Here is a 25,293-nt window from a genome sequence, read left to right as displayed (position 1 = left end):
ACGGATGAGGTTTTGACGATCAGAACGACATTGTTGCCAGTCTGGTTTGGCTTATTCTGCCTTGTTTGTGTGGCGTCCCCCGCCACCTATGCAGCCGGCCAGGTTGAGGTTGAGGTGAAGGGTGATTTTCCGGCCCTGCAGGACAACGCCGATATTTTTATCGGCGTTGTCACGGAACGCACTGCAGAAGGCTTGCGACGTTACGCTCCCCATGCCATTTCCCAGATCCAGCAGGCTTTCAAGGCGCTTGGTTACTACTCGCCTGAGATCACCTGGAATATTGAATACAGCGACATTCCCGAACTCAAGCTGACGGCCATTCCCGGTGAGCCGGTCCGTATTGAATCCCGTGATATCCAGATCAAAGGCGATATGGGGCAGGACCCCGACTTTTCTTTTACGCCGCCGGCATCCATTGCACCTGGCAAGATCCTTAACCACAGCAACTACGAGAGCACTCGCAAATACATCGAGAATCGTGCGCAAAAGCTGGGTTACTTCGAGGGGAAGTTTACCGAGCACCGGCTGGCCGTAGATCCTGAAAAGCGGACGGCTGCCATTCAACTGGTGTATGTGAGCGGGCCGCGCTACAAATTTGGCGATGTGAGTTTCGACGGCGACACTTACTTTGAGCAAAAACTGATCGATGGCTTTGTAGAGATTCGTCCCGGCGATCCATATGACGCCGATAAAGTGGCAGAACTGGATAGTAATTTGTCGAATAGCGGGTATTTCGGAGCGGTGGTGATTAATGCTTCCGGACAGAACGCTGAAAACCGGACGGTGCCAGTCAACGTGCGGCTGTCCCGCAGAGATCCCCGTTCGGTTGCCGCCGGCGTGGGCTTCTCGACAGACGTGGGCCCTAGGGTAAGGGGTACCTGGGCGGAACACTGGATTAACCCGATGGGGCACCGGCGAGGAGCCGAGGCGGAGATTTCCGAGCCGCGCCAGAATCTGAGTGCCTGGTATGAATTGCCGCTCGATCCGCCGATGACTGATGCCATAAGATTCACCGGCGGCTATCAGTACGAGGATATTGAGGATGTCGTGTCAGAGCGCCTGACGTTTGGGCAGCAGTGGCGGCATCAGCTTGATAACGAGTGGCTGCGAGTGCTGTCGTTGAGGTATGAAAAAGAGCGCTACAATATTGGCGATGAGCCGGGCGACAGCCGATTGTTACTGCCCGGTATCAGCTATTCCAAAATAGAAGCCGATAATCCGATGGATCCGAATCGGGGTTACCGGTTACAGCTGGATGTGACCGGTGCCACACGCAACCTGGCGTCCACTGCGGATGTGCTGCACGTGTTGGGTATCGCCAAGGGACTCGTGACTTTCGCGGATAAACACCGGTTTCTGGTGCGCGCGCAGGCCGGCGCCGTCGGCACCAATGACTTTGATGATGTGCCGCCTTCGTTGCGGTTCTTTGCCGGTGGTGACCAGAGTGTTCGGGGTTATGGCTATGAAACCCTGACGCCAAAAAACGCTGATGATGACTCCCTCGGTGGGCGCTATCTGTTGGTGGGCAGTATGGAATATCAGTATGCGCTGACATCCCAGTGGCGTCTGGCGACCTTCTACGACCGCGGTAATGCTGTAGATAATCTCACCGACCCCTTGGCCACTGGTGTTGGCGTGGGTATCCGCTGGGTGAGCCCGGTCGGCCCGCTGCGACTGGACGTAGCCAAGGGGCTGGATGAAGAGCTGGGCGGTGGCTGGCGGCTGCACTTCTCGATGGGGCCGGAGCTATGAAGCGTTGGCTACTCTGGACGCTGGCGGCAGTGCTGATGCTGATTGTGCTGGTACTGACGGCGTTAGCGGTGATGCTCCGATCCGATGCGGGTACCCGCTGGGTGCTTGAGCAAATACCCGGGCTGACGCTGACCGGCGATAGCGGCTCGCTGGTGGGGCACTGGCAGGCGCAGCATGTGCGCTGGCAAGGCTATGGGGTCATCGCTGAAGTTGATCAACCTGATTTCGAATGGTCTCCAGGCTGCCTGTTTAAAGGTGTCGTCTGCGTAGATCGACTGTTGGTCGAGCGTATCGATATTACGCTTGCACCGTCTGAAGCTCCCGCTGACGATCAACCGTTTCAGCTCCCCTCGATTGATATTCCGCTTGGTATTGCCGTGGGTGACGTCCGGCTCGGGCCATTGAGTGTGAATGAATCGGAAATCTGGCAGTCCTTTACATTGGAAGTCGAGGCGTCGGGAGCCGCCTGGCGTATCAAAGATTTCAACGCGGTTTTCGGTGACGTCGAGGTGGGAGCGGAAGGCACGCTTGAAACCCGAGGCGATTGGCCGCTGAATCTCAACGTTGATGTCAGTCTTCCGTCACCGGATGCTGAGAAGCAGTGGCTGCTCGATCTCAATCTTGCAGGCAGCGCTCATGATCTTAGGATCCAGGGTGAGAGCTCCGGCTACCTCGATGCCAGCCTCAATGGTGTGACCCGTCCGTTTCTACCTGGCTTACCGGCAAAGGCCCATGTCACCAGCGATGCCTTCACGCCCTCAGCCGCTCTGCCGGATACGCTGACCATCAAGCAATGGGTGCTGGATCTGGACGGTAGCCTGGATGATGGCTTTGAGGTGAAAAGCCAGGCCGAACTACCCGGCACGACGGGCGCGGTTCCGGTCAATCTGACCGGTCACGTGACCACCGAGCGGGCGACGGGTATTGAACTCTCGCTCACCGGGCCGGCCAGCACGGCATCGTCCCCTCAGACCGTCACTGCCAATGCGGACGTGGCCTGGGCTGATGGTTTTAATGTGGATGGCAGCCTGAAGCTGGTGGCGTTTCCCTGGCATGTGCTCATCCCTGATATGGCGCCAACCCCGGTGACGCTGAAAACACTGAATGGCGATTTCAGTTATGACGGCAATGCCTATAGCGTCAGTGTTTCCGGTGATGCTGACGGGCCGGCCGGCGATACCCGCTTTGCCGCGAAGGCGGACGGCGACGCAGAGCAGGTGCGTGTTTCCGATATTGAGATTGATACCGGAGGCGGCGGCTTGTCCGGTGAGGCAACGATCGATTACGCAACCACAGTCCGTTGGGACGCGGCAGTCAAGCTTGAACAGTTTGATCCGTCGTTCTGGATGCCGGAAATAGAAGCGACGCTTTCGGGTGCTATCAACAGCAAGGGCGCATTGCCTGATTCAGGTCCACAAGTGACGGCAGACTGGGATCTGAAAGGCGATTGGAAACAGCAGGATGCCAGTACGCGCGGCAAACTGGCATCGGATGGTGGCGGCTGGAACCTTGAGGCGTTGTCCGTATCGGTTGGTGAGAACAAGGTTTCGGGCAGTGGCCGATGGGCTGACCAACTGGAAGGGAAACTGGCGCTTTCCCTGCCTGAACTGGGCCAGCTCTGGCCCGGTATCAGTGGCACATTGAAGGGCGACGTCGCAGTGTCCGGCACGCCTGATAAACCGGGAGGAAAGGTGTCGCTCTCCGGAGACAGTCTGGTCCTGCAAGGCAGCACGATTGACCAGATTAGCCTGCAGGGGGCGCTGGCCAGAGGCGAAACCATCAATCTCACCGCATCGGCGAAAGGCGTCAAAGCCGGTGACCAGCTGATCGGTGACGTGGATGCGGGGCTCAAGGGAACCCGCAAGGCTCACCAACTTGACTTGAAGCTGGTTAACCCGGAAGTAACCGTCAACCTCGGATTTGCAGGGGCTTTGGCGGATATCTGGTCGGGTGCGATCTCAAACGGCGAGGTTCGTACCGGCGATCAGGTATGGCAACTGGAGAGTGCCGCCGAGCTTGAATATACCGGCGCTGGCGAGCTCACACTGGGCGAGCATTGCTGGCGCTGGCAGACAAGCAGTCTTTGTGCTTCTGATCAGGCGCTGTTGCCGGATCAGAAGATCAACTACACCATCAAGAACTTCCCTATGTCAGCGCTTGCGGCGCTTTGGCCAGAGAATTTCCGTTGGCAGGCCAATCTTGACGGTGAGATTGATCTCGAGATGAACGAGCAGGGCCCTGACGGCAAAATCAGACTGGATGTGGGGCCCGGCAGTTTCGATATCCAGCAGGTGGAAGGCTGGCGCTCCATCACCTACCAGACGCTGACCGCCGAAATGGACCTGACCCCAAAACAGGCGAAACTCGGCGTCAAATTGTCCGGTGAGCAGCTTGGTACTATGGCGATCAATCTTAAAGTTGATCCTTCAACCGACGAGAAGCGGATTGATGGCGATTACCAACTGGATGACCTGAAGCTCGGGATTATTGAGCCCTTTGCCCAAATTGAAACCATTGAAGGCGTGATTAGCGGCCGCGGAAGATTGACGGGTCCACTGATGGAGCCTTCGGTTGAGGGAACGCTTAGCCTCGCGGATGGCGAGGTGGTCGATGAACGTATCCCGATGCCGTTTCATGACGTGTTTGCGGATGTTGAGTTCAAGGGGCAGCAGGCCGATATCAAGGGTCGCTGGCAGAGCAATGAACGCAGTAAAGGAACGCTTACCGGCAACGTCGACTGGCGAACTGGCGTGCCCAAGGTTGCCGTCGCGGTTAAGGGTGATCGTATGCCGCTGGTTTATGAGCCTTACGCCCGATTGGAAATGTCGCCGGATATCAAGCTGACGGTAGACGGAAAAAAGGTGAGTGTAGAAGGCAAGATTGACGTGCCACGAGGTGACGTTGAGGTAAGGGAGTTGCCGCCACAGGCTGTTTCCGTGTCGGATGACGAGGTCATTGTCGGTGTGGATGCAGAAGAAGCGGAGGCGCTGGAGTTGATGATGGATGTCACCGTCACTGTGGGAGCAGACAAGGTGACCTTTAAAGGCTTCGGTGTCACCGGGAACCTGAAGGGGGAGCTGCGCATTGGCAACAACCTCGATACCCGCGGTGTACTGAAGCTGGTGGATGGCAACTACAAAGCCTATGGCCAGGAACTGGAGCTCAGACGCGCGCGTCTGTTGTTCGTGGGCCCGGTAAGCGAGCCATATCTGGATATTGAAGCCGTGAGGCGGGTGGATGCCGTGATTGCGGGGATTCGATTAAAGGGCCCAGCCGACGAACCTCAGGCTGAAGTCTTCTCTGAACCCCCCATGTCACAGCAGGAAGCCTTGTCGTATGTGGTGCTGGGGCGTCCGCTCAAAAACAGCGGTGACCAAAGCCAGGTTGGCGCGGCGGCGTTGTCACTGGGGCTGGCCCGAACCAACGATCTGACGCGCGGTATTGGCGAGGTGTTCGGCGTGAAAGATCTGACTCTGGAGGCCGAAGGCTCGGGCGATGAGGCTAGCGTGGTTGCCAGCGGATACCTGACGGAAGACCTCTCGGTCCGGTATGGCGTGGGCGTTTTTGAGCCGGTCACGACGGTGGCACTGCGCTATGATCTGGGGCGTTACTTCTATCTTGAAGCAGCCAGTGGTCTGGCTGCTTCGTTGGATATTTTCTACACCCGGGACTTCTGAAGCCGGAAGCTGTTCCGGTCAGTCAATTTCAAAGGTTGCGCTGACGCTAACGTTCACTGTGCGTTTGCCAACGGCTGTGACTGGCCCTGATTTGCCTCTGGCGTCTGCCATCATCATCGGCATGGGACGGCTGCTGCCGTTGGTGGAGATGGATTTCACCTCTCCACAGCTCTGGTTCAGGCGCTTGGCAATGAATTCACACTGTGCTTTTGCATCGTCAATGGCGTGGCCCAGGGCCTGCTGCTGGAGGCTATCTTCTTTGGAGTGATAGAAGTTGCCGTCTCCTATGTGATATTCCAGATCACTGTCCTGAGCCGCTTCGAGCACCGGGTTGAGTGTGTCCAGCGCTGAAAGCGTGAAGCTGACGGTTTGCGAAGCAACGGAACGGACCTGAGGCTCACCGCCTTCTTTCTGGGGCGGGATGCGCTGAGTGTAAAGGTTCAGCGTTGCATTGTTGTAGTCGTCAAGCTGATTGCGGTAGGCCTTGATGTTTTCTTCCCAGTTGGCAATGGCCTCTCTCACGGCTTGTGTCGCCTTTTGCGGGTCGGCATTCTCCGCGCGGGCACTAAACTGGAGTCGCACGCTATCCGGCGTATACTGAACATTGCCTTCGCCGGTCACGCTCAGCTCACCTGCAAAGGCGAGTGTGGGCGCCAGTGCCGCTGCCAGGACAGCAGTGCGGGCGATTGAGGGCAGATGGCGATAGCTTATAAAACGCATGGCACAATTCCTTGTTTGTGATTGGGATGCCTCTGACCAAGTCTTGCAGAATCGCAAACAAACGTCATCAGAGGTTTCAGGATTCGCCCGACACTTCGTGAACAGGGCTATGGCATAAGATGGATCAGGACGGAGTAAGTTTCATGCTGGTACATGAACAGCAGGTACGCCTCACTCAGCGCGAACGGCAGGTCCTGCTTGAATTGACAGGGCAGGACCCCTCCGGGATTCGCACCCGGGAAGAGTTGCGAGACTACGCTGAAACTTACCTTGCAGAAGCCGATCAGGATGCGGATACACTCAAACGCCTGAAGGCCGTGTTAACCAAATACCTGATGGCAATCTAACGCGGTTCAGAGGAGGTCACCTCCTCTTTTACCGGTGCATCCCGGTCATAGCACCGGGCCTTCGCTGTGGCCAAGTCGCATCAGTTTGTGCTCCCTCACGGCATCAACAAAGCGCTCAAACAAGCGTCGGTGCAGTGGGTGGTACAGCAGATATTCCGGATGCCACTGCACCCCGAGCTGCCATTGCCCGCCTTCATTTTCGATGGCCTGCACAAACAGGTCGTTATCCACCGCCACCACGCGCAAGTCTTTACCCAGCTGTTTGATGGCCTGGCTGTGGATGCGGTTGGCACCAATCGAAGGGTGCTTCATGATCCGCCCCAGCCGGCTGGGTAGAACCAGCCTGACCCGTTGCAGTGGCAACAAAAGAGGCCGATGCCGGGTATTGACCCGCAACGGCGTGACGTCCTGACACAATGACCCGCCACGGAAGATATTAATCAGCTGAGCGCCACGACAGATACCCAGAACCGGCAGATTGAGGGCCTGGGCTTCGCTTAGCAAACGCCAGTCAGTGTTGTCCCGTACACGATCATAGCGGGCCTTTACCTGAGGCTTCTGGCCGTAGCGCTCGGGGTGGACGTGGGTACCACCGGCAAAGACCACCCCGTCAAGCATGGCGACGTTTACCTTGGAGCCGGGGCGGATGAAAATGGTTTCTGCGCCATAGAACCGGAGCGCCAGCCGCATGAGTCGATGTGACAGGCGCTGGCGAGCCGGCCCGCTGACGCCAATCGTCAGACCAGGTTTGTCTGCAGCCATGTGTCGCAGCGTTCCTTCCAGCTAGTAGTGAGGTTCTTTAACGAGAATGTCCGGCTTTCACGGTACAGCGCCATAAGTTCATGCAGTTTTGGCGCATCTGCTGCCAGTTCCTCGACTTTGACCCAATCATTCCAGACCGTCGAGAAGTGCCATTCAGGGTTGTCGATATCACAATCCGGAAGGCGATAGTGCAGAGTGGGGCGCGACTTCACGCGAGGGTCGTCAACATGCCGGCGCAGCAGCTCTTCATCAAGGTGCGCAAACAGCGGCAGCAGGTCCAGAGCGCGGTTGCGGGTAGGATTGTACTTCAGGTAGTCCTCCATCAACTGTTGCTGATCGGGCGCGTAATCTTCCTTCATGATGAGGTCCACATACTCAGTGGCCCAGGGCTCGATATAGGGCGTGAACTTGCGGCTGATATCAAGCTGATGGCGGGCCTTCAGCCACTCATACAACAGGGCAAAAGCGCGGAAATAACTGACCAGTGTGGCGGGCTCAAGATTCGGCAACTCAGGGTTCAGTTGCAGGCCGAAGGCGTATATCAGCGCCTCACGGCTTCCCAGCGCACCGGCTTCGCGAAGACGATTGCACAGGTCTTCCATGGTTTCTAGAGCAGACATGGGCAGCGGAGGCCCAATGATTTCCAGCGGTACGATGCGCTCGGCGGCGGCATCGATCACTTCCATTGCATGGCCACCCAGCTCGCGGATGGCGTCGGGCAGGCTGGGATCCTGCAGGTCCAGCTCCTTGATCGGATCGGAGTCGAGCTCAATAACAAACTCACCTAGTGACGTGTCGAGTTTGCTGACGTAGCGGGACGTAAGTTTAGCCTCTCCGCCCAGCAGCTCAGCGCATAGCGCAACCAGTCGCTCGTATGACAGCCCCGAAATTTCGATTTCAACGCCCACCCGTCGCTCGTCACCGGTGTGGGTATTTTTAATACTGGGCATTCGGCATGCGCTTTCAGACGCCATAGCAGCTCCTTGAAAATAAATCGGATTCTCTGTTGCCACTGTATCACGGCAAACGCTACGTCTCCCGTGAAGCGGGTTTAACCTGACCCATTATGCAGGATGAAGTGGTTTGAGCTGCAAAAGACTTTATGGATGGATGGCCGACCATTAAGATCATTTTAACCTCCGACAAGCCCGCAAGGACCCAACATGCTACTGACGACACTGGAACAATTGCTGGCTGACAATCAGCCTGAAAGATTAATTGTCGCTGGCCAGACAGCGCAGAAAGTAGGGCAGGCCTGGTGTGGGCATACGGACGCGGAGCTGGTTGATCTCACCAATCGTATTGCTGAAGCGCCATCAGAACAGCTTGTGGTGGCGGAACTGGCTTTGGTCACTGAGGTGATGGATACCGTTGATCGTGAACAGGCGCGGCAGTTTATCGGCTGGCTACGCAATGCTGGCGCCCTGAAGGTGGCGGTCTGTGTTGCGGATAGTGAAGACTGGTCATTCAATGACATGCTTGCCCTTGGTTTTGAGCGCTATGCCTCGTTTGATGATCAGTCCGCGCTCTACACCTACGATATCGAGACTTATAACCGGGCCCGTGACTGGAATAATCCAAAGCACTGGGCGAATCCCGAAAACTGGGGAAAATACCGCTGGTAGCCTCTGCGTGATCATCCCGTTGGTACGACCCGATACCCCTACTGCGTGGCGACGAGCATCGAAAAACGCCCCAGCAATGAGTGTGCGTCCGGGGTGGCGTCCACCTCGGCAAGTAACTGGGCTGAATCGACATTTTCATTGTTCAGGATGTCGGTGAGGCGCTGAATATAAGCGGTCATGATGCGGGCGCTGAATTCAGGGTGAAACTGCAGGCCCCATGCGCAATCACCGTAACGAAAGGCCTGGTGTGGCTCATGGTCCGAATACGCAAGTAGTTCTGCCCCATCGGGCAATGCCAGAACGGATTGCATATGCGTCAGATTGGCGCTAAACGTGTCCGGCAGGTCGCGTAGCAGGCGGTCATTCTGACAGGCGTCTGTCTTGCGCACCTTCAGTGTGCCGATTTCCCTTCCACCGGGGTGGTAGTCCACTCTGCCGCCGAGGGCGTGTGCCAATAGCTGGTGTCCATAGCAAACACCGAGTACGGGGGTTTCCATTTTGACCTGCGCCTTGAGCCAGGCAGCTGTTTGTTCACTCCACTCGGCGCGGTCCGATACCATGGCCGGCGATCCCGTCACTACAACGCCATCGGGCGATTCGGGCAGCGGATGACCGGCAGTAACATCCACAACGCAGACATCGAGATCCGGTCGTGACAATGCGCTGATGAACCAATCGTCAAAGTCGCCGTGGAGGTCGCGGATTTCAGGGTAGGTTGTACCTGTCTTAACAATACACAGTGATTTCATAAGGAGCCTGCCGGGTGGAAATGACATCTTTTTCAGCAGACATTTAGGACGGTAAGGTGTAACACATAACCTTATAAAGGGGCGTGCCTGCCCGGACATTTTAAGAATTATGGAGGATGGTGCAATGGCAGAACAAACGATCAGGGCTTATATATCAGGCAAAGTGCAAGGTGTGGGTTTTCGTGCTGCGGTAAAAACCGAAGCTGAAAGCCGGGGCATCACGGGCTATGTGAAGAATCTTGCGGATGGCAGGGTCAAGGTGATTGCGAGCGGCGACGAGAGTGGCGTGGAGGGTTTGGTGATGTGGCTCCACAAAGGTCCCGCACAAGCGAAAGTAGAGAATGTGGAAGTTGGCTCAGTGGAGGGTGAAAAGCTGGAAAAATTCGAGATCAGGTAACCGTTTCTGCTGTCAGAAATATCCGGATGCTGCAGGCTTTACACTGGATGAAATACTGTATATAGTCGGTTTTACTGTATAAAAAGACAGGTAAATCGGCATGAAGCTGACAGCAAGACAAGAACAGGTTCTCGAGGTTATCCGGAAGTCTCTGGATGACACAGGCTATCCGCCGACACGTGCAGAAATCGCGCGTGAGTTGGGCTTCAAGTCTGCTAATGCGGCGGAAGAGCATCTTCGTGCGCTGGCTCGCAAAGGGGCTATCGAGATGGTGCCTGGCGCCAGCCGGGGGATTCGTCTGCCTGAAGCAGAAGAAGACCTGGGGCTTCCGATCGTGGGTCAGGTTGCAGCGGGCAGCCCGATTCTCGCCCAGGAACATATCGACGATTACTGCGCACTTCAGCCCGCCTTTTTCTCTCCGTCAGCGGATTACCTGCTTCGTGTTCGCGGTATGAGCATGAAAGATATTGGCATACTGGACGGCGACCTGTTGGCGGTCCACCGCACTCAGGAAGTCCGTAACGGTCAGGTGGTCGTGGCTCGCGTTGGTGAGAACGTGACCGTCAAACGGTACAAGCGTGACGGCGCGAAAGTCTATCTGCTCCCCGAGAACGACGAGTTTGAGCCAATCGAAGTCGATCTGGCTGAAGAGGAGTTGTTCATAGAAGGGTTGGGCGTAGGCGTTATTCGACGTTCGGACATGCACTGAGCCGCAGGCCAGTGACTTTACAAGATTCGGAGGTGTCTCATGGAGCAGCTCAGCTTTCACCAGAATTTATCTCATCCGGCTTTGGCGCTGGCAAATATTCACGTCGAGGCAACTGAACGGCGTGTTGCGCGCCGTGTAGAAAGCCCCATAGCGCTGAATGAAAGTCGTCGGTTTCAGGAGCCTGTTGCCCAGAATGCCAGCGCGCTGCCAGATGAGTCGGCGCAGGGTAATGTGACAGAAATCATCATGCCCGCAGGTCAGGTGGAAAACATGCAGCTGTTGTTGCCCATGCTGACTCAGCTGAATCAGGAACGACGCTGGCTGGCCTGGATCGATCCCCCACAGGCGTTGATGCACAAGTGGCAGCAGATGCATGGGATTGTGGCGGGCGAGCTGCTGGTCTTGCGCTCAAGTGATCAGCATGATGCACTCACGATCGCCGAGCGTGCGCTGGCGGCCGGAACATGTCATGCGGTGGTGATGTGGACGGCAGGCGCGCTGGGCGCACCTGCTTTCAGTAAGCTGCAATCCGCTTCTGCGGTGGGTAACAGCCACGGTGTGGTGTTGCGTCAGCGCTAACGATTGCTTGATTGAAGGCGTTTCGGCAACAGGCACGGCGAAAAGTGATCTGTTGCCTGATGGTGTAGATGTTTTGAGTTGCCTTTTTCTTTTTCAGATTTTAGAAATCGACTGATTAAAGGCCTGCTTCTGGGTCAGGTCAGTATTCCGGCTGATTAAAGCTGCACTGGCGTCAGCCGGTTCGCGAGTTTAGTGCAGGGTGCGCGAGCTGGCAGCAGGGGCGATATCCATCTCGTCTTCTTCCTCCAGATCGATGTCTTGTGCGATGTTCCCAACTGCCTCAATACCGGCGGTCATCATGGCTTTCGCTACAGACAGATCCTTCTTTTCCATCATGTCCCGCGCTTCCTGGGAAAATGAAATCCGAACCAGTGGCGCATCTTCATCATCGGATCGACGTAACGCGAAGTCACCGTCTGGCAGTTCGACAATTTCAAGAATTGAAGTTGACATAATAATGCTTTGTCCCCGAAGGCTCGCGGCCTCCTGAAAAAATGATTTGACTGCGTCTTCACCACTCGGCGTGGCGTTCCACAATACTCTCTATATAGAGTTTCAGCGCTTGGGCTGATGCCTGCAGTGCGTCCAGGCTCCGGTCAGGGCCGGTGTCTGCTGATACCGCAATCAGGTTGTCCTGGGCGGCTGCTTTATGCGACGTCTTTGTTGGCCGCTGCTGGCGTGAGGCCAGTTGCTCAATATGCTGCCACCAGGAGGTGTGATCTCCTGCGAGCCGGCGCAGCTCATCCAGCTCTGCACAGTTGTTGTCGAGCAGAGCTTCAAGCTCGTCCAGTGTTTGTGGCTGGGCGTTGCGCACTTGATAAACGTCGGCAATGAGCCCCAGCAGCGACTTTCTGGCTTCTCCGAGCAGCGCTACTGCGCCCTGAATAACCGACTCCCGGCTTGGCGCATCGGTTTGCCCGGTGGAAAGGCGCAATAAGGATGAGGCGAGATAAATTTTCTGCTTTGCAAAGGACGGCCAGTCTGATGCCATGCGGTGCTTTTCCTCATCGTTGAACTGTTGCCTATTCTATCAGATTGGTTTCCGGGTTTCGCGGCGAACATAGTCGTAGATGAGTGATGGCTGCTGCGGAAAACGGGGACCTGTAAAAGCCTTAACTCTCTGGACTTTAACAACTTCCTACAATTAATAACTTGTCATTCGCATACTAATCAGGCAAATAAGCGTCCTGACAACGAAATTTTCCGGCAACTCTCCGGACGCCAGCGCTGTGTATTCGGATTATTTACCGACAGTGCTTTTGCTCTTGTGACGTCAATGCCGTTTAGAGGACATCTCATCATGCGTAACCGTTTATTAGTTGCGATCACGCTGCTGCCACTGATGTGGCACGCCGGCGCACAGGCAAAAGTTTCCGAAGGGCAGGCCGCTCGTCTGGATACCGATCTGACACCTGTTGGCGCTGTGCGTGCTGGCAATGAAGCAGGGACTATTCCGGCCTGGACCGGCGGGCTATCGACGCCTCCGCCAAGCTATCAGGAAGGTGAGATCGAGACTGATCCGTTCCCTGATGACAAGCCGCTGTTTGTCATCAACAGCCAGAACGTGGATGAGTATAAAGATAATCTGACAGCCGGTCAGATCCAGATGATCAAGCAGTATGCGCCGGAATATGTTTTGCCGGTGTACAAGACCCGCCGCACGGCAGCATACCCTGAGCGGATCTATCAAAGCTCCAAGGACAATGCACGGACTGCAACGCTGCTTGAAAATGGCAACGGTGTGAAAGACGCCATTGCAACCAGCCCGTTCCCCATACCCGAGAACGGTGTGGAAGTGATCTGGAACCACATCCTGCGTTACCGCGGCAATGAGGTGTCATTCCGGTCCGCATTCGCAACGCCGACTACAGATGGCTCATTCGTGCCGGTTTTGACCGAGTACGACTACTTCTTTGCTTACGCAGAGCCGGGCGTGAAGCTGAAGGATATTGATAACAAGATCTTCTACCTGAAGACCCGGATCATGTCGCCGTCCAGCCTGGCGGGCACACTCAACCTGGTTCACGAAACCCTTGACCAGGTCCGCTCTCCGCGTCTTGCATGGCGTTATCAGGCAGGTGAGCGTCGTCTGCGTCGCTCACCGAATCTGGCCTATGGCACTGATTTACCCAACAGCTCCTCGTTGCGCTCGGTAGACCAGAAAGACATGTATAACGGCGCCCCTAACCAGTACGACTGGAAACTGCTGGGTAAGCGCGAAATGTATGTGCCTTATAACGCATACAAGCTGCATGAGCCGTCCGCAACCGCTGACGATATTATCCAGGCTCGCCATATCAACCAGTCACTGACCCGCTACGAACTGCATCGAGTGTGGGTAATAGAGGCCAATCTACGCACCGGTCTGAACCACATCTTCAGTCGACGGGTGTTCTATATCGACGAGGACAGCTGGGCGATCCTGGCATCCGATGAATACGACGATGACGGCAATCTCTGGCGGGTATCAGAGGGCCATAACATCAGCTACTACACCGTACCCACGTTCTGGACCACCATTGAGCTGACATACGATCTGAAGCAGGAACGCTACTATATCGATGGTCTCGATGATGGTCAGGAGCCTTACGATTTCAACCCCGGCTTCCGTGGGAATGAGTTTACGGCTTCTGCAGTACGTCGCTCGGCACGTCGCTAGAGGTATGCAATCCCCCGGATGTTTGTCTGGCATCACGGTAAGTGGATTGACATAAGGTTCGAGGCCCGTCAGGTTTACCTGTCGGGCTTTTTTTCGGGCAATGATTCCTGGGGGTGCAAAACGTGAGTTCTGCTATCGAGGCGCTGGATAGGTTAATTGATGACTACCGTCATGCGTTATCAATCGAAGATTGGGACGGGTTGAATGTGATTACCGAATCGGTGCAGCCTTGTGTCGATGCTGCCGTGGCGGAGGTCCGTGCCGGAGATGTCAGTGCTGATTTGCTGACAGAGCGGTTGCTGGACTTGCGGCGAATCGCGGAAGAGGTGGCCCAGGGTGCCGGTGTCGCGCGCCAGACGGCTGCCGACGGACTGAAAGAAGTGGGCCGCAGTCGCAGTGCGGTCAATGCTTACGCCGATGTCAGCCACCGAAAACCGCGCTAGGGCGCGTCGCTGGATGCCCGGGATCACCTGAAGAGTTTCTTTTTCTGCGTCATAAAATTGACTCTTGTTAATTCTGCGTCTTAAATACGCGTCATAAAACAGACAACGCGCTCTACGCCCAACGCTCTGCCAAGCCTCCGGAGATAGTTACTGCATGTCCGCCAATAACAACAAGATACTGGTGCTCGCCGAAGATCAGAACAGATGTCGTGATCTGACCACGATTCTGGACTTCCTGGGAGAACAGGTCTGGGAAGTCGATCATGCCGCTCTGGATAAAATGACCGAACTGAACGATGTGGCCGCCGTTATTCTTAATGGCAGCGATCCTGATGTAGTGCCTGCGCTTGAGAAGCTCGTCGCGCTGGATCAGGGAATACCCGTGTTGATGATCGGAGACCCCGATTTATCCGATCTGGATGCTGGCATTTCGGGCCATGTGATCGCGCGCATGGACTGGCCTCTGAATTACACCAAGTTTGTTGATTCCCTCTACCGTGCTCAGGTTTTCCGCGATCAGTATGCTCGATCGCAGGAACGTGGCCAGCAGCGGGCTTTGCAGTTGTTCAGAAGCCTGGTGGGCACGAGTCGAAGCGTGCAGCAGGTGCGGCAGTTGATGAGCCAGGTCGCGGATAAAGAGGTGAGTGTGTTGATCACTGGGGAGTCCGGCACAGGCAAGGAAGTGGTCGCTCGCAACCTTCACTATCATTCGCCCCGCCGGGACAAACCGTTCGTGCCGGTCAATTGTGGCGCCATTCCCGGCGAACTGCTGGAGAGTGAGCTTTTCGGGCATGAGAAAGGTGCCTTCACTGGCGCGATTACGGCTCGTGTAGGGCGCTTTGAGTTGGCTGAAGGGGGCACGCTGTTTCTTGACGAGATTGGCGATATGCCGCTTAGCATGCAGGTCAAGATTCTGCGGGTGTTGCAGGAAAAGACCTTCGAGCGGGTGGGCAGCAATCGCACTGTTAACGCTGATGTGCGGGTCATTGCGGCGACACACAAGAACCTGGAGGACATGATCCAGGGAGGAGAGTTCCGGGAAGATCTCTACTACCGCCTGAATGTATTCCCCATCGAAATGCCTGCTTTGCGGGAGCGGGTCGAAGATATTCCGCTTCTCGTACATGAGTTGGTCGCTCGGATGGAGAAGGAAAAGCGTGGATCACTGCGATTGAACTCTGCCGCCATCATGAGTCTTTGCCGTCATGACTGGCCCGGTAATGTGCGGGAGCTGGCTAACCTTGTCGAGCGACTGGCTATCATGCATCCCTACGGTGTTATCGGTGTTCAGGAGCTGCCCAAGAAATTCCGTTATGTGGATGATTTCGACGAAAACCGGCCGGTAGACGATGTTGGCATGCCCGGAGTACCGGGGCTGATAGGGCTGGATGCGCCGGCGTTGCTGCCGGTCAATGGTATCGATCTGAAAGATTATCTCGGAAATCTGGAGAAGCAACTGATCCAGCAGGCTCTGGATGAAGCTGGCGGTGTGGTGGCCCGGGCCGCGGAGAAACTGCGTATCCGCAGAACGACGCTGGTTGAAAAGGTTCGCAAGTATGGTTTACGTGATGATACGGCGGACGAGGGTGTCTGATGCCGCGATCTGCCACTGACGTGACCTGATAAATCAAAACCCGCAAATGCGGGTTTTTTTATGCCTGTCTCATTTTGATGCTGTGGCGGAGGATGTCATGAAGGCTGCTTCGGTGTCATGACGTCACGCCGTCAATTTCCCGTTGTCGACATATCCCTCGCCAGTATTAACCGCCGGTAATCTGTCATGTTGTTCTTTTGGTTCGGGCTAATAAGCTGAAATAACTGAATAAATTAAATATGGCACAGGAATCGCTTATCTGATCTTAAAGCCATCTGTCCAGAGAGCATCGATGGGATAGTCCTGTCGTCACTTTCGGAGGTCAAGCATGAGTCAGTTGCAGTTTACCGTCGAGTCGTCTGTTCGGGAGGAGTTCTCCAATGCAGCGGCCGATGCCAATGAAAAAGTCACCGCCCTGTTTCCGTCGTCACCGGATGACGCGGCGGTGGATTCTGCGCTTGACCTGTTCAATCAGATGTCCCGTCAGATTACTGATTCCTATCGCACGCTTGAGTCTCGCGTAAATCAGCTTTCAGGCGAGTTGACAGCCGAATCCCGTCAGCGCCAGCAGGAGCTCGAAGAGAAAGAGCGTCTGGCTGATCGCCTGACAACGCTGCTCTCAGTCATGCCTGCAGGTGTGGTGGTACTCGACAGCAAAGGCGCGGTCAGCCAATGCAACCCGGCTGCTGTGTCATTGCTGGGGCAGCCGCTGGAAGGTGAGGCCTGGGTTGATGTGATTCGCCGCTGCTTTGCCCCACGCCGGGATGATGGTCACGAAGTGTCATTGCGTGATGGGCGCCGTGTCAGCATTGAAATCCGCTCGATGGAAAACGAGCCGGGGCAGCTGATTTTGCTGACAGACCTTACCGAAACACGCAAGCTTCAGGGCCAACTCGCCCACGCGCAGCGTCTGTCGTCGATGGGCAAGATGGTGGCTTCACTGGCTCACCAGATTCGGACACCCTTGTCCGCAGCCATTTTGTACGGTGGCCATCTGTCACAACCCGATCTTGATGACGAGTTGCGTGCGCGTTGTGTTGATCGCCTGATGTCGCGTTTGACGCATCTTGAGCAGCAAGTGCGTGACATGCTTGTTTTTGCTCGCGGTGAAACCCGGCTGGCAGAGCAGTTGCCGCTCGCAGCCTTGGGGAGCAGCCTTAAATCAGCGGTTGAAGGGCTCACATTGCGCAATGGCAGCCAGATCCATTGGCAGCTTGAAGATGAAGACAGCCGCGCCGCAGTCCTGTGTAACCGCGATGCGCTGGTCGGTGCATGCGTGAACCTTGTGAACAATAGCCTCGAGGCGGGGGCAACGCAGGTCACGATTGCAATGAAGACGGATGAGGTGACACCTGGCGCAGGTGGCCAACCCAATCAGATGATATTGACAGTGACTGATAACGGGCCTGGCTTTGAGCCCGCCCAGCGTGAACAGTTGCTGGAAGCATTCTATACCACCAAATCCCATGGCACCGGGCTGGGGCTGGCCGTCGTTCAGGCTGTTGTGAAAGCCCATCATGGTGAATTTGTGCTTGAATCCGTGGCGTCCGGAGGCGCGCAGGCCTGCCTGCGTCTGCCACTGGCGCCGCTGGATACGGGCACCTACAGAACTGAGCAGCAGTGAGGCGGAGGCAGCTATGGCCAAATCAACCGTATTGATCGTCGAGGATGACCAGGACCTGCGTGAAGCGCTGGTGACCACCCTGGAGCTCGCAAAATTTCAGGTTCGCGAAGCGGATTGTGCTGAGCAGGCGCTTGAGCGACTGGCAGAAGGTGCTGTCGATCTGGTTGTCAGCGACGTCAACATGCCGGGACTTTCCGGTCACCAACTGCTTGCAGAGGTGCAGCGTCTGTATCCGGGGCTGCCGATGATGCTGATCACGGCTTACGGCCAGATCAGCCACGCAGTATCCGCCATGCAGTCCGGTGCAATCGATTATCTGGTCAAGCCTTTTGAGTCACAGGTGCTGGTTGATGCGGTGTCCCGCGTGGTTGGCGGCACAACGCGCAAGAGTGCCGATGAGCCGGTGGCGGAAGATCCTGTCAGCCAGCGCATGTTCCAGCTGGCGCGCAAGGTAGCCGCAGGCGATTCGACCGTGATGATTTCCGGTGAGAGTGGCACCGGTAAAGAGGTGCTGGCGCGTTATATCCATCAACACTCTCCGCGCGCAAATGCACCGTTTATCGCGATTAACTGTGCGGCCATTCCGGAGAACATGCTTGAAGCCATTCTGTTTGGCCACGAGAAAGGCGCTTTCACCGGTGCCCACGCCTCGTCGCCGGGTAAGTTCGAGCAGGCCAACGGTGGCACGATACTGCTTGATGAAATATCAGAAATGGATCCGGGATTGCAGTCAAAGCTGCTGCGGGTGTTGCAGGAGCGCGAAGTGGAGCGTGTGGGCGGTCGCAAAACCATCCAGCTTGATGTTCGTGTGCTGGCGACCACCAACCGTGATCTTGCCGAATATGTCCGGGAAGGTCAGTTCCGCGAGGATCTGTATTATCGACTGAGCGTTTTCCCGATGCAGTGGCAGCCGTTGCGGGAGCGCCCAAGGGATATAATGCCGCTGGCGAGGCACCTGTTGAAGCAACATTGCAGGAAAATGAAACTCAACGGCATCAGCTTTGGTCGCGACGCAGAGCAGGCGCTTAGCGCCCATCCCTGGCCGGGTAACGTGCGGGAGCTGGATAATGCTATTCAGCGCGCACTGGTGCTACTGCAGGGTCAGACCATAGTGGCTGATGATCTCTGTCTTGATATGGGAATTACCGGCCTGGCGCCGCGCAACCCGGCTCCGGAAGCGGTCAGGCCCGTACTGGCATCAGTGCAATCTTCACCCGATGAAGGCGCGGCGGCTGATGCGGAATCGGCAGCGATGTTAGTTGACGCCGAGGCGGATAGCGGTTCCCTGGGGCAGGAGATCAAGCAGCGCGAGTTCCGGATTATTATTGATGCGCTGCGCCGTGAGCGTGGCCGTCGTAATCGTGCAGCTGAACAGCTGGGGATTAGCCCGCGAACCCTGCGCTACAAGTTGGCCCAGATGCGTGACTACGGTATTGATCTGGAATCCGAACTGGCGATGGCCTGAGCCAGTTTTGATGTGGATGTGTCGCTGAATCCAGAGATTGTGTTGTGATGTTATACCTTTTGAACTAACTCCTTCGTACGGCACCTTCGGGTGCCGTTTTTTTGTTGCCCAAATTCGCCCACCGAAAGATTCTGGCGGTTGCCAGTCAATATATTGTCGTGCGGCTGGGTCGAGAAGCTCTGTTCTTGTTTAAGGCTATGAAATAAATAGTAAAAATAATAGTGGCCCACCAATTGCTTTTAGTTCATTAACACTCGTTCATCGTCGGGCCGGGCACATAGCGTGCGCGACCAGGGGGAATCAAGCATGGTCCAGCGGACAGACATCAACAGCGTACTCTCTGACATCCGTTCTCTGCGGTCGCAGATGATGCAAAATCAGCGCATTGAACATGACAACAACATCAACGGTGCCGTTGACAATGTTCGTAAAACGGATAAATCCCAGCAGCCGCCGGGGTTTGGCGAGATGCTCAGTCAGGCGGTCAATCAGGTCAACGACTTGCAGTCCACCTCAACAGCAATGGCGACTGCATATGAACAGGGTGATCCGAATGTGGATATCACACGGGTCATGATCGCATCACAAAAAGCATCAGTGTCTTTCGAAGCGCTGACCCAGGTGAGAAACCGGGTTGTGCAGGCTTATGAAGACATCATGAAAATGCCGGTTTAATAGCGGAGCACTCCCATGGCAACCCTACCCGCTGAAGCTACAGTCAATACGCCGATGGCCAGCAGTGATGATGGTTCGGAAAGCCAGAGCGATCTGTTGTTCGGTTTCAATCGTCTGACGCTGTTCCGCCAGATTGGCCTGATGATCGGCCTCGCCGCCAGTGTCGCCCTCGGTGTGGCGGTGGTGCTGTGGGCGCAGGAACCGAACTACCAACCCGTGGTGGGTGATCTGTCGGCCTACAATCCGCAGGAAGTCACTGACATTCTGGATCAGGCTGGCATCGAGTATCGGATGGAGCCGCGTTCAGGTGCTCTATTGGTTGCGGCGGATGATGTCTATAGCGCCCGCCTGAAACTTGCAGCTGCCGGTGTCACCGACGAGAAGACCCTGGGTTATGAAATACTGGACCAGGAGCGGGGACTGGGAACCTCCCAGTTTATGGAGAAAATAAGCTATCGTCGTGGGCTCGAAGGCGAGCTCGCCAGAACGATTGCCAGCATGAAAGGGGTGCGCAGCGCCCGTGTACATCTGGCCATTCCGGAGCGGTCCGTATTTGTTCGTGATGCCCGTCAACCGACCGCATCGGTCTTCCTCGATGTGTTCACCGGTCGTCGTCTCGGTGAAGAGCAGATCTCGGCTATCGTCAATATGGTGGCGGGCAGCGTTGCGGAAATGAATGATGCGGATGTCACCGTTGTCGACCAGTCCGGCAACCTGCTCACCCAGCGGGAATCAGACAACAACCGTCAGCAGATGCAGGACCAGTACGAGTATGGCTCGCGGGTGGAGGACAAGCTCACCAAGCGCGTGGCGAGTATTGTCAGTCCGATTGTCGGCGAAGGCCGGTTCCGTGCCGAGGTATCCGCCGATCTGGACTTCGCGGCAGTCGAGAAAGCCGAGGAGCTCTATAATCCCGAGCAGAAAGCCGTTCGCTCAGAGCGTGAGTTGACCGAGCAGCGTGTCAACGGCGGCGCCGGCGGTATTCCCGGTGCGCTCAGTAACCAGCCTCCGGGAGCGGCAACCGCACCGGAAGTCGCGGGTACTGCTGCTAACGGACCGGATGCTGCCCAACCGGCACCGCCGGTGAATACCCGGACCGAGTCTACCCGTAACTACGAAATGGACCGGACTGTCAGCTATGTTCGCCATGAGCAGGGCAAAATCGAGCGATTGACTGTCGCCGTTGCAGTTGATGACATGAAGGTGGTGGATCCGGCTACCGGTGATGTCAGTTATCAGCCCTGGCCCGAAGCTGACTTGCAGCGTCTGACATTCCTGATTCGTGATGCCGTAGGCTATTCCGCAGCCAGAGGCGACAGCGTGACGGTAATGAACACTGCATTTGCCCAGGAAGCGGAAGTGCAGTTCTCTGAGCCGTCATTCTGGGAGCAGCCCTGGTTCTGGAACCTGATGAAGCAGGTGCTGGCGGGGCTGGTTATACTGGTCCTGGTACTTGGATTGCTCCGTCCGACGCTGAAGAGTCTCTCCGGAGGTGGTCGCCAGGGTCGCGATCGGTCACTGGAGGACGATGACGGGTATGATGGTCTTGAAGGCGCGGATAGCGATAGCGCATTGCGCAGCGCTATGGATCGCAGTGATGACCTGCTGTTGCCGAGCGCCGGTGGCGGCTATGATAGTCAACTGAACGCGTTGAAAGGCGTTATCGCTGAAGACCCGGCACGGGTTGCACAGGTCATGCGCCAATGGGTGAATGTTGATGAGTGAGAACAATACTCAAGCCGCACCGGCTGAGTCAGCGCCGGCCAAGCCCCGGCGCAAGATTCCGCGGGTCGAGCAGGCCGCGATTTTGCTGATGTCTCTGGGCGAAGCGGATGCTGCCCAGATCCTCAAGCACATGGGGCCGAAAGAGGTTCAGCGTGTGGGCGTTGCCATGGCGCAGATGAAAGACGTGAGCCGGGACGACGTCAAATATGTGCTGGATGAATTTGTCGAGGCCGTTGGCGGGCAGACAGGTCTGGGGGTCGGCAACGACGACTATATCCGGGCGATGCTGACCCAGGCACTGGGTGACGACAAAGCATCCAGCCTGATCGACCGTATCCTGATCGGCGGCAATACGACCGGTCTGGATACTCTCAAATGGATGGAGCCCCGCGCCGTCGGCGATATCATTCGTTATGAGCACCCTCAGATTCAGGCGATTGTGGTGTCCTATCTGGACCCGGACCAGGCCGCCGAAATTCTGGCAACACTGGACGATAAGGTGCGCCTTGACGTCATGATGCGTGTGGCCTCGCTTGAAAGTATTCAGCCTCAGGCCCTCCAGGAATTGAACGACATCCTTGAGAAACAGTTCTCCGGTGGCTCAGCCGCCCAGACCAGCCGTATCGGCGGGGTCAAGCGTGCTGCGGATATCATGAACTTCATGGATCGCAGTATTGAAGGCGGCCTCATGGATTCCATCAAGGGGATGGATCCGGATCTGGCGACCACCATCGAAGATCTCATGTTTGTCTTCGACAACCTCAAGGATATTGATGATCGGGGCATACAGGCCCTGTTGCGTGAAGTATCCTCGGAGGTTCTGGTGATTGCGCTGAAGGGGTCCGACGAGGAAGTGAAAGACAAGATCTTCAAGAACATGTCCAAACGGGCTGCTGAATTGCTGGCAGACGACCTCGAAGCCAAGGGGCCGGTGCGTGTCAGTGAAGTTGAATCTGCCCAGAAAGACATCATCACGATTGCCCGCCGTATGGCAGAAGCGGGTGAAATCACCCTTGGTGGTTCCGGCGAAGAAATGATGTGATGAAGAATAAAAGTCATCGCGATCGCATTCCGTCTGAAGAGCTGACCGCTTACGAGCGCTGGGAACTGCCCTTGCTCGATGAGCATGGCAACCAGCGCCCGCATTCGCGCGAAGAGGAGCGGGAAGTCAAACCCCTGACGGCGGCTGATCTTGAGGCGATTCGTCAGGAAGCCTGGCAGGATGGTCACAAAGAAGGGCGTGAAGCCGGCTATGCTGAAGGCCTGGAATCGGGGCGCAATGACGGCCTCGCCGCAGGGCGCGAAGAAGGCACTGTTGAGGGACGCGAACAGGGCCACAGCGCCGCCCTGGATCAGACCCGTGATGAAGTGCAGCAACGCCTCGCCCAGCTTGAATCTGTCATGGCTGAGTTGGTTGACCCTATCCAGCGCCATGAAGATGAACTCGAAATCGCGTTGTTTAACCTGGCGACCGTCCTGGCCCGCGCAGTGGTTTACCGTGAACTTAAAACGGACTCGTCCCAGATAAAAAAAGTCGTTCACGACGCCTTGTCCAGTTTGCCATCAACCCGTGAAAATGTGCTTATCCGCGTCAACCCGGCAGATCGTGAATGGGTGGCGGAAGTGGCGGATCGCTTCGAAGCAGAGTCCCGCATTACCGAAGATGACGCTATTTTACCGGGCGGCTGCAAGGTGGAAACCCGGCATAGTCTGGTCGATTTCACTATAGAGAAGCGTTTTCAGAAAGCCGTCCAGCGCATGCTGGATCAACAGCTTGATGGCGATCCGTCGGGCGACAACGCCGAGCTGGACGCCATGATGGGTGACCTGACCGACTTTCATGGTGATCTGCTTCAGCAACCGGAGGAAGCGTCGGAAGCCCCACCTTCGGAGACCTCAACAACACCTCCTGAGCACCCATCCATAGACGATAGCGAAGCCACTGAATCCCGGGAGCGTGATCGTGACGAGCCCATTGGCTGACCGGCTGCGCCGGCTTCAAAGCTTTTTACCTCAGGATATCGAACCCGAACTTTCTGGCCGATTGACTCGAATGGTCGGGCTGACCCTCGAATGCGTCGGCTGCCCCATGGTTGTCGGGGACCGCTGCGTGATCCAGGGGCAGGGCACAGGCAGTGTTGAGGCTGAAGTGGTCGGGTTTGAGGACGATCGGGTCTATTTGATGCCGCTCACGGCTATCGAAGGCCTAAGACCGGGGGCCAGAGTGGTGCCGCTTTCCGCTGCCAGTCGTGTCCCGGTTGGGCCAGAATTGCTGGGGCGCGTCGTGAACGGCACGGGCGCGCCTCTGGACGGTAAAGGTGCGCTCAGGGCCGAGTCGCAGGTCGGCCTGAGCGGCGATATCATCAACCCGCTCCACCGCGCACCCGTGCGTCAATCCCTTGACGTGGGAATTCGGGCCATCAATTCGCTGTTGACGGTGGGGCAGGGCCAGCGTCTGGGGCTTTTTGCCGGTAGTGGTGTTGGCAAGAGTATGCTGCTGGGAATGATGACCCGCTTCACCGACGCCGATATTACAGTCGTTGGACTGATCGGCGAGCGGGGTCGTGAGGTCAAGGAATTTATTGAGGACATCCTCGGGGAAGAAGGTCTTGAGCGATCGGTCGTGGTCGCATCTCCGGCGGATGATTCACCGCTGATGCGTTTGCGTGCTGCGATGCTGACGACTCGCATTGCTGAATACTTCAGAGACCAGGGCAAACGTGTGCTCTTGTTGATGGACTCGTTGACCCGCTATGCCCAGGCACAGCGGGAGATTGCGCTGGCCGTCGGCGAACCGCCGGCCACAAAAGGCTATCCACCCTCGGTGTTCGCCAAGCTCCCACAACTGGTTGAGCGCACCGGTAACGGCAAGCCCGGTGGAGGTTCCATAACCGCTTTTTATACCGTGTTGACCGAAGGTGATGACCAGCAGGATCCGATTGCCGACGCCGCACGGGCGATACTGGATGGCCACATCGTCCTGTCCCGACGGTTGGCGGAAGAGGGGCATTATCCGGCGATCGATGTGGAAGCCTCTGTCAGTCGGGTGATGCCGCAAGTCACCGCCACTGACCATTTCAAAAAGGCTCAGGCCTTCAAGCAGACCTTTGCCCGCTATCAGCAGGCCCGAGACCTGATCAGCGTCGGCGCCTACGTGCCCGGATCGGATCCGGAAACAGACTACGCGATTGAGCGAATCGACGATATGCGCGCCTTTCTGCAGCAGGGCCTGAAAGAAAGCGCGCCGCTGAATGAGTGCATTGCCCAGCTCAAAGCCGTGTTGCCGGACAGGAAAAATGCCGGCGACGCCCGGCAGGGGGCTGAATGAAACCCCGGTCTGAACGCTTGAAAGTCGTTCTGGCGCTCGAGCAGCGCAAGGAAGATCAGGCACTGACGGTCCTCACAGCGGCTCGCCAAAAACTGCAATCACACCAGCAACAGCTTGATGATTTGAAGCGTTACCAGGCGGATTACCGTCAACAGATGCGTCAGGGGCAGCAGGGTGTTGTATCCGTGGCCAAGCTACAGGGTTGGCAGGCATTCATTGCCCAGCTGGACGTGGCTATCAGCCAGCAGGAAAAGCAGGTTCAGCAGGCGACGGTGGCCTTCGAGAAGGCGCGTGCCGGCTGGCGCGAGGCGTACGAGCGCAAGCAGGGGATGTCCCGTCATATTGATGCCTGCAAAGCCCAGGAGCTGCGCGAGCGGGATCAGCACGAGCAGAAGCAGGCGGACGAAGCAGCCGGTCGCATGCACGCCCGCCGTCGCTGATCCCGACAGGTTTGCTCATTACC

Annotated in this window: 24 protein-coding genes; 18 read left to right on the top strand and 6 right to left on the bottom strand. The window is 56.5% G+C overall.

Features of this window, described 5'->3' with window-relative positions; genetic code table 11:
* The first annotated feature begins 12 nt into the window (after window positions 1–12).
* Window positions 13–1,752, top strand: a complete 1,740-nt coding sequence (locus tag ACUN9X_RS16335; RefSeq protein WP_279306947.1) for an autotransporter assembly complex protein TamA — start codon at window positions 13–15, stop codon at window positions 1,750–1,752.
* Window positions 1,749–5,429: a translocation/assembly module TamB domain-containing protein gene (locus tag ACUN9X_RS16330; protein ID WP_445473770.1), complete on the top strand. Its 3,681-nt coding sequence runs from the start codon at window positions 1,749–1,751 to the stop codon at window positions 5,427–5,429. The genes ACUN9X_RS16335 and ACUN9X_RS16330 overlap by 4 nt, the downstream gene beginning before the upstream one ends.
* 18 nt (window positions 5,430–5,447) lie before the next feature.
* On the opposite strand, the gene ACUN9X_RS16325 is transcribed toward ACUN9X_RS16330, so the two are convergent.
* Window positions 5,448–6,149 carry an SIMPL domain-containing protein gene (locus ACUN9X_RS16325; RefSeq protein WP_260034832.1) on the bottom strand — a complete coding sequence of 234 codons (702 nt, stop codon included), beginning with the start codon at window positions 6,147–6,149 and terminating at the stop codon, window positions 5,448–5,450.
* Between the two features lie 143 nt (window positions 6,150–6,292).
* Between ACUN9X_RS16325 and ACUN9X_RS16320 the strand changes: the two genes are divergently transcribed.
* Window positions 6,293–6,496: a hypothetical protein gene (locus ACUN9X_RS16320; protein WP_260034833.1), complete on the top strand. Its 204-nt coding sequence runs from the start codon at window positions 6,293–6,295 to the stop codon at window positions 6,494–6,496.
* 45 nt (window positions 6,497–6,541) lie between these two features.
* Here ACUN9X_RS16320 and ACUN9X_RS16315 read toward each other — a convergent pair whose 3' ends face one another.
* A complete protein-coding gene (locus ACUN9X_RS16315) occupies window positions 6,542–7,258 on the bottom strand; it encodes a gamma-glutamyl-gamma-aminobutyrate hydrolase family protein (RefSeq protein WP_260034834.1) in 717 nt (238 codons plus the stop codon).
* The gene (locus ACUN9X_RS16310) at window positions 7,234–8,232 is read right to left on the bottom strand and encodes an amidoligase family protein (RefSeq protein WP_260034835.1); all 999 of its coding nucleotides are present in this window, start codon (window positions 8,230–8,232) and stop codon (window positions 7,234–7,236) included. Before ACUN9X_RS16310 ends, ACUN9X_RS16315 begins: the two co-directional genes overlap by 25 nt.
* 189 nt (window positions 8,233–8,421) lie before the next feature.
* Between ACUN9X_RS16310 and ACUN9X_RS16305 the strand changes: the two genes are divergently transcribed.
* A complete protein-coding gene (locus ACUN9X_RS16305; protein WP_445473769.1) occupies window positions 8,422–8,883 on the top strand; it encodes a DUF6231 family protein in 462 nt (153 codons plus the stop codon).
* Window positions 8,884–8,921: 38 nt separating this feature from the next.
* Here ACUN9X_RS16305 and ACUN9X_RS16300 read toward each other — a convergent pair whose 3' ends face one another.
* Window positions 8,922–9,632, bottom strand: coding sequence for a glutamine amidotransferase (locus ACUN9X_RS16300; protein WP_445473768.1), 711 nt, complete (start codon window positions 9,630–9,632; stop codon window positions 8,922–8,924).
* A 124-nt stretch (window positions 9,633–9,756) separates the two neighbouring features.
* On the opposite strand from ACUN9X_RS16300, the gene yccX reads away from it, so the two are divergent.
* From yccX to ACUN9X_RS16285, 3 genes are all read left to right on the top strand, one after another.
* A complete protein-coding gene (gene yccX / locus ACUN9X_RS16295) occupies window positions 9,757–10,029 on the top strand; it encodes an acylphosphatase (RefSeq protein WP_260034839.1) in 273 nt (90 codons plus the stop codon).
* Between the two features lie 100 nt (window positions 10,030–10,129).
* A complete protein-coding gene (lexA, locus tag ACUN9X_RS16290; RefSeq protein WP_260034840.1) occupies window positions 10,130–10,738 on the top strand; it encodes a transcriptional repressor LexA in 609 nt (202 codons plus the stop codon).
* 39 nt (window positions 10,739–10,777) lie between these two features.
* A complete protein-coding gene (locus tag ACUN9X_RS16285; protein WP_445473767.1) occupies window positions 10,778–11,317 on the top strand; it encodes a cell division inhibitor SulA in 540 nt (179 codons plus the stop codon).
* 189 nt (window positions 11,318–11,506) lie between these two features.
* Here the strand turns inward: ACUN9X_RS16285 and ACUN9X_RS16280 are convergent, their stop codons facing one another.
* Window positions 11,507–11,770 carry a hypothetical protein gene (locus tag ACUN9X_RS16280; RefSeq protein ID WP_260034843.1) on the bottom strand — a complete coding sequence of 88 codons (264 nt, stop codon included), beginning with the start codon at window positions 11,768–11,770 and terminating at the stop codon, window positions 11,507–11,509.
* Between the two features lie 58 nt (window positions 11,771–11,828).
* Window positions 11,829–12,308, bottom strand: coding sequence for a DUF6586 family protein (locus ACUN9X_RS16275; protein ID WP_445473766.1), 480 nt, complete (start codon window positions 12,306–12,308; stop codon window positions 11,829–11,831).
* Between the two features lie 309 nt (window positions 12,309–12,617).
* Between ACUN9X_RS16275 and ACUN9X_RS16270 the strand changes: the two genes are divergently transcribed.
* The 11 genes from ACUN9X_RS16270 (at window position 12,618) to fliJ (ending at window position 25,270) form a co-directional block, all read left to right on the top strand.
* Window positions 12,618–13,976 carry a DUF1329 domain-containing protein gene (locus ACUN9X_RS16270; protein ID WP_445473765.1) on the top strand — a complete coding sequence of 453 codons (1,359 nt, stop codon included), beginning with the start codon at window positions 12,618–12,620 and terminating at the stop codon, window positions 13,974–13,976.
* A 122-nt stretch (window positions 13,977–14,098) separates the two neighbouring features.
* Entirely contained in the window at window positions 14,099–14,419 is a 321-nt protein-coding gene (locus ACUN9X_RS16265) for a hypothetical protein (protein WP_260034849.1), read from the top strand.
* A gap of 154 nt (window positions 14,420–14,573) precedes the next feature.
* Complete coding sequence (locus ACUN9X_RS16260; protein WP_260034850.1) at window positions 14,574–16,013, top strand: sigma-54 dependent transcriptional regulator; 1,440 nt, start codon at window positions 14,574–14,576, stop codon at window positions 16,011–16,013.
* 328 nt (window positions 16,014–16,341) lie between these two features.
* The gene (locus tag ACUN9X_RS16255; RefSeq protein WP_445473764.1) at window positions 16,342–17,637 is read left to right on the top strand and encodes a sensor histidine kinase; all 1,296 of its coding nucleotides are present in this window, start codon (window positions 16,342–16,344) and stop codon (window positions 17,635–17,637) included.
* A 13-nt stretch (window positions 17,638–17,650) separates the two neighbouring features.
* Complete coding sequence (locus ACUN9X_RS16250; protein WP_445473763.1) at window positions 17,651–19,102, top strand: sigma-54-dependent transcriptional regulator; 1,452 nt, start codon at window positions 17,651–17,653, stop codon at window positions 19,100–19,102.
* A 306-nt stretch (window positions 19,103–19,408) separates the two neighbouring features.
* Entirely contained in the window at window positions 19,409–19,777 is a 369-nt protein-coding gene (gene fliE, locus ACUN9X_RS16245; protein WP_260034855.1) for a flagellar hook-basal body complex protein FliE, read from the top strand.
* A 15-nt stretch (window positions 19,778–19,792) separates the two neighbouring features.
* On the top strand, window positions 19,793–21,502 hold the full coding sequence (gene fliF, locus ACUN9X_RS16240; protein ID WP_260034857.1) for a flagellar basal-body MS-ring/collar protein FliF: 1,710 nt from the start codon (window positions 19,793–19,795) through the stop codon (window positions 21,500–21,502).
* Window positions 21,495–22,544 carry a flagellar motor switch protein FliG gene (fliG, locus tag ACUN9X_RS16235; protein ID WP_260034859.1) on the top strand — a complete coding sequence of 350 codons (1,050 nt, stop codon included), beginning with the start codon at window positions 21,495–21,497 and terminating at the stop codon, window positions 22,542–22,544. The genes fliF and fliG overlap by 8 nt, the downstream gene beginning before the upstream one ends.
* On the top strand, window positions 22,544–23,485 hold the full coding sequence (locus ACUN9X_RS16230) for a flagellar assembly protein FliH (RefSeq protein ID WP_260034860.1): 942 nt from the start codon (window positions 22,544–22,546) through the stop codon (window positions 23,483–23,485). Before fliG ends, ACUN9X_RS16230 begins: the two co-directional genes overlap by 1 nt.
* The gene (gene fliI, locus ACUN9X_RS16225) at window positions 23,466–24,830 is read left to right on the top strand and encodes a flagellar protein export ATPase FliI (RefSeq protein WP_347710177.1); all 1,365 of its coding nucleotides are present in this window, start codon (window positions 23,466–23,468) and stop codon (window positions 24,828–24,830) included. The genes ACUN9X_RS16230 and fliI overlap by 20 nt, the downstream gene beginning before the upstream one ends.
* Window positions 24,827–25,270 (top strand): flagellar export protein FliJ, encoded by a 444-nt coding sequence (gene fliJ / locus ACUN9X_RS16220; protein WP_260034862.1) that lies wholly within the window; start codon window positions 24,827–24,829, stop codon window positions 25,268–25,270. Before fliI ends, fliJ begins: the two co-directional genes overlap by 4 nt.
* Window positions 25,271–25,293 lie beyond the last annotated feature (23 nt).

Source organism: Marinobacter sp. V032 (genome assembly GCF_052645435.1).
Note: the sequence above shows the minus strand (reverse complement) of the source record. Positions and strands in the feature narration are given on the sequence as shown.

Bases quoted from the DNA above. Each gene is read 5' to 3' on its own strand.
- ACUN9X_RS16330 (WP_445473770.1), top strand. From the start codon at position 1,749: ATGAAGCGTTGGCTACTCTGGACGCTGGCGGCAGTGCTGATGCTGATT.
- ACUN9X_RS16325 (WP_260034832.1), bottom strand. From the start codon at position 6,149: ATGCGTTTTATAAGCTATCGCCATCTGCCCTCAATCGCCCGCACTGCT.
- ACUN9X_RS16320 (WP_260034833.1), top strand. From the start codon at position 6,293: ATGCTGGTACATGAACAGCAGGTACGCCTCACTCAGCGCGAACGGCAG.
- ACUN9X_RS16315 (WP_260034834.1), bottom strand. From the start codon at position 7,258: ATGGCTGCAGACAAACCTGGTCTGACGATTGGCGTCAGCGGGCCGGCT.
- ACUN9X_RS16310 (WP_260034835.1), bottom strand. From the start codon at position 8,232: ATGGCGTCTGAAAGCGCATGCCGAATGCCCAGTATTAAAAATACCCAC.
- ACUN9X_RS16305 (WP_445473769.1), top strand. From the start codon at position 8,422: ATGCTACTGACGACACTGGAACAATTGCTGGCTGACAATCAGCCTGAA.
- ACUN9X_RS16300 (WP_445473768.1), bottom strand. From the start codon at position 9,632: ATGAAATCACTGTGTATTGTTAAGACAGGTACAACCTACCCTGAAATC.
- yccX (WP_260034839.1), top strand. From the start codon at position 9,757: ATGGCAGAACAAACGATCAGGGCTTATATATCAGGCAAAGTGCAAGGT.
- lexA (WP_260034840.1), top strand. From the start codon at position 10,130: ATGAAGCTGACAGCAAGACAAGAACAGGTTCTCGAGGTTATCCGGAAG.
- ACUN9X_RS16285 (WP_445473767.1), top strand. From the start codon at position 10,778: ATGGAGCAGCTCAGCTTTCACCAGAATTTATCTCATCCGGCTTTGGCG.
- ACUN9X_RS16280 (WP_260034843.1), bottom strand. From the start codon at position 11,770: ATGTCAACTTCAATTCTTGAAATTGTCGAACTGCCAGACGGTGACTTC.
- ACUN9X_RS16275 (WP_445473766.1), bottom strand. From the start codon at position 12,308: ATGGCATCAGACTGGCCGTCCTTTGCAAAGCAGAAAATTTATCTCGCC.
- ACUN9X_RS16270 (WP_445473765.1), top strand. From the start codon at position 12,618: ATGCGTAACCGTTTATTAGTTGCGATCACGCTGCTGCCACTGATGTGG.
- ACUN9X_RS16260 (WP_260034850.1), top strand. From the start codon at position 14,574: ATGTCCGCCAATAACAACAAGATACTGGTGCTCGCCGAAGATCAGAAC.
- ACUN9X_RS16255 (WP_445473764.1), top strand. From the start codon at position 16,342: ATGAGTCAGTTGCAGTTTACCGTCGAGTCGTCTGTTCGGGAGGAGTTC.
- ACUN9X_RS16250 (WP_445473763.1), top strand. From the start codon at position 17,651: ATGGCCAAATCAACCGTATTGATCGTCGAGGATGACCAGGACCTGCGT.
- fliE (WP_260034855.1), top strand. From the start codon at position 19,409: ATGGTCCAGCGGACAGACATCAACAGCGTACTCTCTGACATCCGTTCT.
- fliF (WP_260034857.1), top strand. From the start codon at position 19,793: ATGGCAACCCTACCCGCTGAAGCTACAGTCAATACGCCGATGGCCAGC.
- fliG (WP_260034859.1), top strand. From the start codon at position 21,495: ATGAGTGAGAACAATACTCAAGCCGCACCGGCTGAGTCAGCGCCGGCC.
- ACUN9X_RS16230 (WP_260034860.1), top strand. From the start codon at position 22,544: ATGAAGAATAAAAGTCATCGCGATCGCATTCCGTCTGAAGAGCTGACC.
- fliJ (WP_260034862.1), top strand. From the start codon at position 24,827: ATGAAACCCCGGTCTGAACGCTTGAAAGTCGTTCTGGCGCTCGAGCAG.